The sequence below is a fragment of the Bradyrhizobium macuxiense genome, assembly GCF_001542415.1.
GTDB lineage: Bacteria > Pseudomonadota > Alphaproteobacteria > Rhizobiales > Xanthobacteraceae > Bradyrhizobium > Bradyrhizobium macuxiense.
On record NZ_LNCU01000093.1, the window covers coordinates 1 to 7,779 of the forward strand.

7 protein-coding genes and 1 pseudogene are annotated in these 7,779 nt (G+C 63.3%); 5 read left to right on the forward strand and 3 right to left on the reverse strand.

Annotation, left to right across the window (positions count from 1 at the left end):
• Positions 1–17 precede the first annotated feature (17 nt).
• On the forward strand, positions 18–1,253 hold the full coding sequence (locus AS156_RS28240) for an IS701 family transposase (protein ID WP_066503483.1): 1,236 nt from the start codon (positions 18–20) through the stop codon (positions 1,251–1,253).
• A 154-nt stretch (positions 1,254–1,407) separates the two neighbouring features.
• On the opposite strand, the gene AS156_RS28245 is transcribed toward AS156_RS28240, so the two are convergent.
• Together AS156_RS28245 and AS156_RS28250 are read right to left on the reverse strand one after the other, a co-directional pair.
• Positions 1,408–1,599 carry a hypothetical protein gene (locus AS156_RS28245; protein WP_066511579.1) on the reverse strand — a complete coding sequence of 64 codons (192 nt, stop codon included), beginning with the start codon at positions 1,597–1,599 and terminating at the stop codon, positions 1,408–1,410.
• Between the two features lie 606 nt (positions 1,600–2,205).
• Positions 2,206–3,693, reverse strand: coding sequence for an MFS transporter (locus AS156_RS28250; RefSeq protein WP_066511581.1), 1,488 nt, complete (start codon positions 3,691–3,693; stop codon positions 2,206–2,208).
• A gap of 144 nt (positions 3,694–3,837) precedes the next feature.
• On the opposite strand from AS156_RS28250, the gene AS156_RS28255 reads away from it, so the two are divergent.
• The 4 genes from AS156_RS28255 (at position 3,838) to AS156_RS28270 (ending at position 7,416) form a co-directional block, all read left to right on the forward strand.
• Positions 3,838–4,089, forward strand: coding sequence for a hypothetical protein (locus tag AS156_RS28255; protein ID WP_066511589.1), 252 nt, complete (start codon positions 3,838–3,840; stop codon positions 4,087–4,089).
• 168 nt (positions 4,090–4,257) lie between these two features.
• Complete coding sequence (gene guaB, locus AS156_RS28260) at positions 4,258–5,748, forward strand: IMP dehydrogenase (protein WP_066511617.1); 1,491 nt, start codon at positions 4,258–4,260, stop codon at positions 5,746–5,748.
• Between the two features lie 247 nt (positions 5,749–5,995).
• On the forward strand, positions 5,996–7,018 hold the full coding sequence (locus AS156_RS28265; protein ID WP_066511591.1) for an NADP-dependent oxidoreductase: 1,023 nt from the start codon (positions 5,996–5,998) through the stop codon (positions 7,016–7,018).
• Positions 7,019–7,161: 143 nt separating this feature from the next.
• Positions 7,162–7,416 (forward strand): hypothetical protein, encoded by a 255-nt coding sequence (locus AS156_RS28270; protein ID WP_066511593.1) that lies wholly within the window; start codon positions 7,162–7,164, stop codon positions 7,414–7,416.
• A gap of 18 nt (positions 7,417–7,434) precedes the next feature.
• On the opposite strand, the pseudogene AS156_RS45030 reads toward AS156_RS28270, so the two are convergent.
• A pseudogene (locus AS156_RS45030) lies at positions 7,435–7,779 on the reverse strand (metallophosphoesterase); the annotation flags it as partial.

The following is a 7,779-nucleotide window of genomic DNA, read 5'->3' on the forward strand; positions in this document are numbered from 1 at the left end:
TGAATCCATGGGCAACCATGATTCGAAGATTGTGGGCGCAGGCAGCGTCAGTTGAAGAGACGCTTGCGTTGTGGGCTGCGTCGCTTCGGGAGGTTAAGAAGCGGATACGTCCGCTGTTCGGGCAAGAACGTGTTGCGAGGAACGCGGGCCTGTTTCTGGAAGGTCTGCTCGGTGATGAGCAACGCAAGACCGGTTGGATGCGCGCGGAGGCCGCTGGCGATCCTGGTCCTTGGCGGCAACAGGCGATCTTGGGTCGCAGCGATTGGGATGCCGATGCCTTGCGCGATATTGTCCGCGACTATGTGATGGAGCATTTGGCAGACGACGATGCGGTCCTCGTCATCGACGAGACCGGCTTTCTCAAACAGGGGAAGGCGTCGTGCGGCGTGGCGCGGCAATACACCGGTTCGGCAGGCAAGATTACGAACTGCCAGATCGGCGTGTTCGCTACCTACGTTTCGCGTCATGGCCATGCGTTCATCGATCGCGCATTATATCTTCCGAAGGAATGGACCGACGATCCAGATCGCCTGGAAGCCACATACGTGCCTGCCGACGTCGGTTTTGCGACCAAGCCAAAGCTTGCGACGAGAATGATCGCACGGGCGATAGCGGCGTCTGTCCCATTCAACTGGGTTGCCGGCGATACCGTTTACGGTGTTGGCGACCTCGAACAGCAATTGCGTCGGGCCGGCAAGGGCTACGTGCTTGGGGTCAACAGCGCTCATGTATTCCGATCCTGGGGCAAGCGACCGCCGGTCGCCGGGACGGCTGCGGAACTCGCCCGGACGCGACGCCCATCCGACTGGAAGCGCCTGTCGGCCGGTGCCGGAACCAAAGGACCGCGGCTGCACGATTGGTGTTATCTCGAACTAGCCGATCTCGATGCCGAAGAATTCAACAGCGTCGATCAAGGTCTTTGGACACGCGGTCTGCTGATCCGGCGTCGTATCGCTGATGATGACCTCGCCTTCTTCTCGACCTGGTGCCCGGCAGGAACATCAATTGAAACGCTGGTCGCGGTCGAAGGCCATCGATGGGCGATCGAAGACAGCTTTGAAACTGCGAAAAACGAATTCGGGCTCGATCACAACGAGAGCAGATCCTGGCATGGCTGGCACCGTCACGTGTCCTTGGTGATGCTCGCATTCGCCATGATGGCCGCAATCCGGCATCGCGCCAATCCGACGCCGCCCAAAAAAACGAAACGGCGCCACGCGGCAAAAGCCAAAACAAAACCGCCCCCAAACTGATCCGCTGGTCACTCCAGGAAATCCGCCGCATTGCCATCAGACTTCATCGCACGCGGATCGAACCCGCGCTCATCATCGCCTGGTCCTTCTGGCGCAGAGCCCACCAGGCGGCAGCTCAACGGGCGCACCTCAAAGCAAAAAGACAACTGTAATGTTAGAACCGATCCGTTGGAACTTTTCTCGAGATCTCGGCCGAGGCCTCCTTGATTTTCTCGAATTCATCCCTCGGGCGCGTCGCATTTTGCTTGGTGATGTCCTCGAAGGCCTTGGGCAAGGCGAACAGATGCAGGCCGAAGCCGCCAGCTTTCGGATTTTCGTTCACTTCGCTCGTATGCACGTCACCCACTGACTCCTATCCTTTCAAATGAAACTTAGGGAAAACCGGGCCTTCCGTGGCGCACCGGTGCCGCGGAGGGGAATCCCGGAGCGCTTCCTCGAACATGGATTTTTGCTGATGCGGGATCACTGCTTCCCGGTTGAGCCGGACAGTGCCGGATCTGCCGCAGAGCTTCCGTTCGGTTTCTGACTCTCGTGGAAATTTTTTGAAATTTTTTTGCCGGGACGGATCGCCGTGGTGCACCGGGCCGGCCGCCCGCCACTCAGCCACTGATCGCGGGGCGACGTGCCGTGGCGGCTTGCTTGAGGACTGGAAAATCGATGATCCCAGGCGCATAATTCGGGGATGGCGACAATTGTTCAATGCAATTGCGGCGCCGAGTACAGACGCACTGAAGAGAAGTTCTTGGTGCCGCACACGGGTGACGCGATCTGCATGGTCTGCGGAGCAGCGCTGGAATCGTGGTTGGAGAGCACCCACGTTCCGCAATATGAGCTAGTCGAACGTCCGGATACGATAGATGGCCGGAACGGCCGGCCACCCCCAGGGTCTGGACGTGATCGGGCGACGCGCCTGCACTGATTGTCCGTGCTTCGCGAATAACCGTTGGATTGACTAGCCCAGCCGCTGATCCCGCGCGTTCTGGGTGTCCTCGACCGCGACCTTGACGGCGGCTGCGGCCGCACCTTTCGCGGCACCCTTGCGGCTCGAGATTTCGATCGCCTTGCGGCCGGAGATCTCGTTGCCAGCGTCGGTCGGCATCTGCCGAAACCACCACGCCGACACCGCCGAGACCAGCGACACGACGACGAAGGCCGGTGCGAACACGCCCGCGGTGAGCTCGGTCTGGTTGTGCAGCGCCAGCACGGTTTCGACCGAGAAGGCGCCGACCGCGACGCCGGCAGAGACCGCGAGTTGCTGGTTGACGCTGACCAGCGTGGTGGCGCGGCTCATCTGCGGCGCCTCGACCTCCGCGTAGGCCACGGTGTTGATCGCGGTGAATTGCAGCGAGCGGAAGAAGCCGCCGACCACCAGGATGATGAAGATCAGCAGCAGCGGCGTCGTCACCGTGAACAGCGCGCAGGCGGCGAGGAAGACCGAGGAGACCACCGCGTTGACGGTCATCATGTTGCGGAAGCCGAAGGCGCGGATGATGCGTGCGGCGAGCGTCTTCATGCCCATCGCGCCGACCGCGGAGGAGAACGTCACGAGGCCGGACTGGAACGGCGTCAACCCGAAGCCGACCTGCATCAGCAGCGGCAGCAGGAACGGCAAGGCGCCGATACCGAGGCGGAACATGAAGCCGCCGACAATGGCCGCACGCATCGTGGGCAGCCGCAGCAGCGAAAAATCCAGCACCGGCGATCCGGTCCGCTTCGCATGCCTGACGTAGAGCGCCATCGAGACCGAGCCGACCCCGACCAAAGCGGCGACAATCGGCCAAGGCAGGAGATTGAGCCCGGCGACCGAAAGCCCGAAGGCGATGCCGGCGAGGCCGATGCCGGCCAGCACCAGGCCGGTGAGATCGAAGCGTTCGGGGTCTTCACTCTTGATCGGGTCAATATATTTCAGCGCCATGAAGATGCCGAGCAGCCCGATCGGGATGTTGATCAGGAAGATCCAGTGCCAGGAAAAATAGGTGGTGATGAAGCCGCCGAGCGGTGGCCCGATCACCGGACCTATCAGCGCCGGGACCGTCACCCAGGCCATCGCGTTGACCAGCGCGCTCTTGTCGACCGAGCGTAGCAGCACCAGCCGCCCGACCGGCGTCATCATCGCCCCGCCGAGGCCCTGCAGGATGCGGGCGAACACGAAATCGGTGACCGAGGACGATAGCGCGCAGCCGATCGAGCCCAGCATGAAGACGCCGACCGCGCCCGCAAACACGATGCGGGCGCCGAACCGGTCCGCGGTCCAGCCGCTCGCCGGGATGAACACCGCGAGCGAGAGCAGGTAGGAGGTGATCGCCAGTTTCAGCGTCAGCGGGCTGGTGCCGATGTCGGCGGCAATCGCCGGCAGCGAGGTCGCGATGACGGTGGAATCCATGTTTTCCATGAACAAGGCTGTCGCGACGATGAGCGGGATCAGGCGTTCTTTGTTCATGAAAATAGGACGGCTGGGAGCTGAAAAAGGCGGGCGAGGGGGCTGTATCACCCCGTCGTTGCCCAAGCTATTGCGGAACCGGCCAAACCACCTAAATCCAGCGTGACGCTGGTATGCATCCGCCAAGCGTTTGGAAGGTGTGCCGTGATCTACGTCCTCGCCGCCCTGTTGCCGCCGATCGGGCTGCTCCTGAACGGGCAGCCGTTCTCTGCGCTGTTCAACCTGGTCCTGATCGTGTTTTGCGCGATTTTCGGGCTGATTTTCCACGTGTTGCTGCTGGTGCCGTCGGCCCATGCCGTGATCGCGGTCCATATGAAGCGGGAGGACCGGCGCCACCGGGAGGTGGTCGAGGCGATCCGCCGCCATGGGCCGCCGCGCGGCTATTGGGCCCCGTAAAAAGCCTGTGCATGGCTGGCAAACACTTTGATTCGTCATGCCGCCATGCTATCGACCAGCGTCAACCCCACCGATGGGCACCGATTCGACGGTGACGCAGCGAGCGTCGCCGCAGGCGGCGTTCATCCGTACGATTATCGCGGCTGCGGCCGCCGAAAGGAGTTGGCAATGGCCACGGGATTTCCGGCTATCCGCGAAGCGTTCACGTTCGATGATGTGCTTCTGAAGCCCGGTCTGTCGGACGTTCTTCCCTCGGAAGTCGACATCCGCTCGCGCGTCACCCGCGCGATCTCGCTCAACATCCCGATCATGGCGTCCGCAATGGACACCGTCACCGAGGCGCGCATGGCGATCGCGATGGCGCAGGCCGGCGGCCTCGGCGTCATCCATCGCAACTTCGATCCCGATGGCCAGGCCGCACAGGTGCGGCAGGTGAAGAAGTTCGAGTCCGGCATGGTGGTCAATCCGCTGACCATCGGCCCCGAAGCGACGCTGGCCGACGCGCTGGCGCTGATGAAGGAAAACGGCATCTCCGGCATCCCGGTCGTTACCGGCAGCGCCAAGAACGTGCCAGGCAAGCTGGTCGGCATCCTGACCAACCGCGACGTGCGCTTTGCCAGCGATCCCAGGCAGAAGGTCTCGGAACTGATGACGCACGAGAACCTCGTCACGGTGCGCGAGGGCGTCAGCCAGGACGAGGCGAAGCGGATGCTGCACCAGCATCGAATCGAAAAGCTCTTAGTCGTCGACGACCAATATCGCTGCGTCGGCCTGATCACCGTGAAGGACATCGAAAAGGCGGTTGCCCATCCGCTTGCCTGCAAGGACGCGCAGGGCCGTCTTCGCGTCGCTGCCGCTACCACGGTCGGCGAGACCGGCTATGAGCGCACGGAGCGGCTGATCGATGCCGGCGTCGACGTCGTCGTGGTCGACACCGCGCACGGTCACTCGCGCCATGTGCTCAATGCCGTCAACCGCATCAAGCGGCTCTCCAACGCCGTGCAGGTCGTAGCGGGTAACGTCGCGACCGAAGGCGGCGCGCAGGCGCTGATCGACGCTGGCGCCGACTGCATCAAGGTCGGCATCGGTCCGGGCTCGATTTGCACCACGCGTATCGTCGCGGGTGTCGGCGTGCCGCAGCTCACCGCGATCATGGATGCGGTAGCGGCCGCGAAGAAGGCCGACGTGCCTGTCATCGCCGACGGCGGCATCAAATATTCCGGCGACCTCGCCAAGGCGCTTGCCGCCGGCGCCGACATTGCGATGGTCGGCTCGCTGCTCGCTGGCACCGACGAGACGCCCGGCGAAGTCTTCCTGTGGCAGGGCCGCTCCTACAAGGCCTATCGCGGCATGGGCTCGGTCGGCGCGATGGCGCGCGGCTCCGCCGACCGCTACTTCCAGCAGGACATCAAGGACACGCTGAAGCTGGTCCCTGAAGGCATCGAGGGTCAGGTGCCCTACAAGGGCCCCGTCGGCAACGTCATGCATCAGCTCGCCGGCGGCCTGCGCGCCGCGATGGGCTATGTCGGCGCGAAGGACATCAAGGACTTCCATGACAAGGCCGAGTTCGTCCGCATCACCGGCGCAGGCCTGCGCGAGAGCCACGTCCACGATGTGACGATCACCCGCGAAGCTCCGAACTATCCGGGCGGGGTGTAAACCCAAGCACCGTCATTCCGGGGCGGCCCGATAGGACCGAACTCGGAATCTCGAGATTCCCGGTTCGCCTCTACGAGGCGCTCCGGAATGACGGCGTGTCGTTGGGCACCGTCGTGCCAGCATGACGCCCGTCATTTCAAACAACATTTCAAACAGCGTTGCGCGAAAGAGCAAATCCGTCTCCCTTGCGGGGAGACGGATTGCATGACTACGTGTCCGCCACGAAATCAACGAGCGGAGGAATTCCATGTCCCAAGGCAAGCGCGTCATTCTCGCCTCGCGTCCCCACGGCGAGCCCACGGCAGCCAATTTCAAGATCGAAGACTACGCGCCGCCGGTGCCGGGTGACGGGCAGGTCCTGCTCCGCACCATCTGGCTGTCGCTTGATCCCTATATGCGCGGCCGCATGGCCGACGGTCCGTCCTACGCCGCGCCGGTGCCGGTCGGCGGTGTGATGGAGGGCGGCACCGTCAGCGAGGTGATCGCCTCGAACAATCCGGGCTTTGCCAAGGGCGATATCGTGCTGTCGCGCGCGGGTTGGCAGACCCATGCGCTGTCCGACGGCAAGGGGCTCGCCAAGATCGATCCGAAGATCGCCCCGGTTTCGACCGCGGTGGGCGTGCTCGGCATGCCCGGCATGACCGCCTACACGGGCCTGCTCGAGATCGGCAAGCCGCAGGCGGGCGAGACCGTGGTGGTCGCCGCCGCGTCGGGCGCCGTCGGCTCGGCGGTCGGCCAGATCGCCAAGATCAAGGGCGCGCGTGCGGTCGGCATCGCCGGCGGCAAGGACAAGTGCGCTTACGTCAAGAACGAGCTCGGCTTCGACGACTGCCTCGACCATCGCGATCCCAATCTTGCGGCGAAGCTCAAGGAAGCCTGCCCGAAGGGTATCGACGTCTATTTCGAGAACGTGGGCGGTGCGGTGTTCGACGCGGTGTTTCCGCTGCTGAACGCGTTCGCGCGTATCCCGGTGTGCGGCCTGATCGCGCATTACAACGACACCGAAGCGCATGCACCGAAATGGGCCGGCGCCATGATGCGCAACATCCTGACGAAGCGCCTGACCTTCCGTGGCTTCATCGTCAGCGACTTCGCCGCCATGCATGGCGACTTCCTCCGCGACATGTCGCAGTGGGTGCGCGAGGGCAAGGTCAAGCACAAGGAGTTCGTGACCGAAGGGCTCGATAGGGCGCCGGAGGCCTTCATGGGCCTGCTCAAGGGCGCCAATTTCGGCAAGCAGCTGGTCCGGGTCGGGCCGGACAGGGCCTGACGGAGAGGGCTTCCGGGTCGCATTCCGCGCAGATACGTATCAAAAACGCCACAACGTCGGGCTTTTGGGGGCTTTTTGGCCCCCATTTGCTTGACCGGCACCCGGAGGAGTTGAATCAATATGACTATATTTAAGGTGTAGCCATGTTTGAGCTTGTTGTTGCAGGGGTCATTTTGCTGGCCGTCGGCTACTGGGCGACGATGTTCGCCGTGGGTCGCCGCGATGACGTGTTGCATGGACATTTCGTAGAGGAAGCGCCCGACCACGAGCCGGTCCTCTCCAGGCCTTCGCTGCCTCCGGCGCGGGCAGCCTCGTCGCCGCCGCAGTCCAACAAGGACTCGCTGCAGTCGCGTCTCGCCGTCATCAAGCGGGACCTGAAGGACGCGGCGCAGAGCTAAGGCCTTTCAGGCTGCCGGCTACTTTCCGTAGAGCGTGTCCAGCTCGATGTCGACCTGACCCTTGGCCCTGACGTGGCGGACTTCAAAGCTGTCAGGCTGGAAGCGGTATTCGACCAATCCGGTCTCCTTGATCCCGATCAGCTCCTGCTTCTCGTCGCGGATGTAAAAGCCGACCGAGGGCGCCCAGATCTGCCTGACGCGCCCGAAGGTGTAATCGCGGCGCTGGTGCACATGGCCGCTGCCGACCAGCCGCAGATCGACCTTGCCGAACATCTCGATCAGGCGGCGGCGTGCAGGCTGCGGCACGTAGCGGAACGAGGTCGCCTCGCGCTCGGCATCGTCGGGCGCATCGAGATAGAGCGG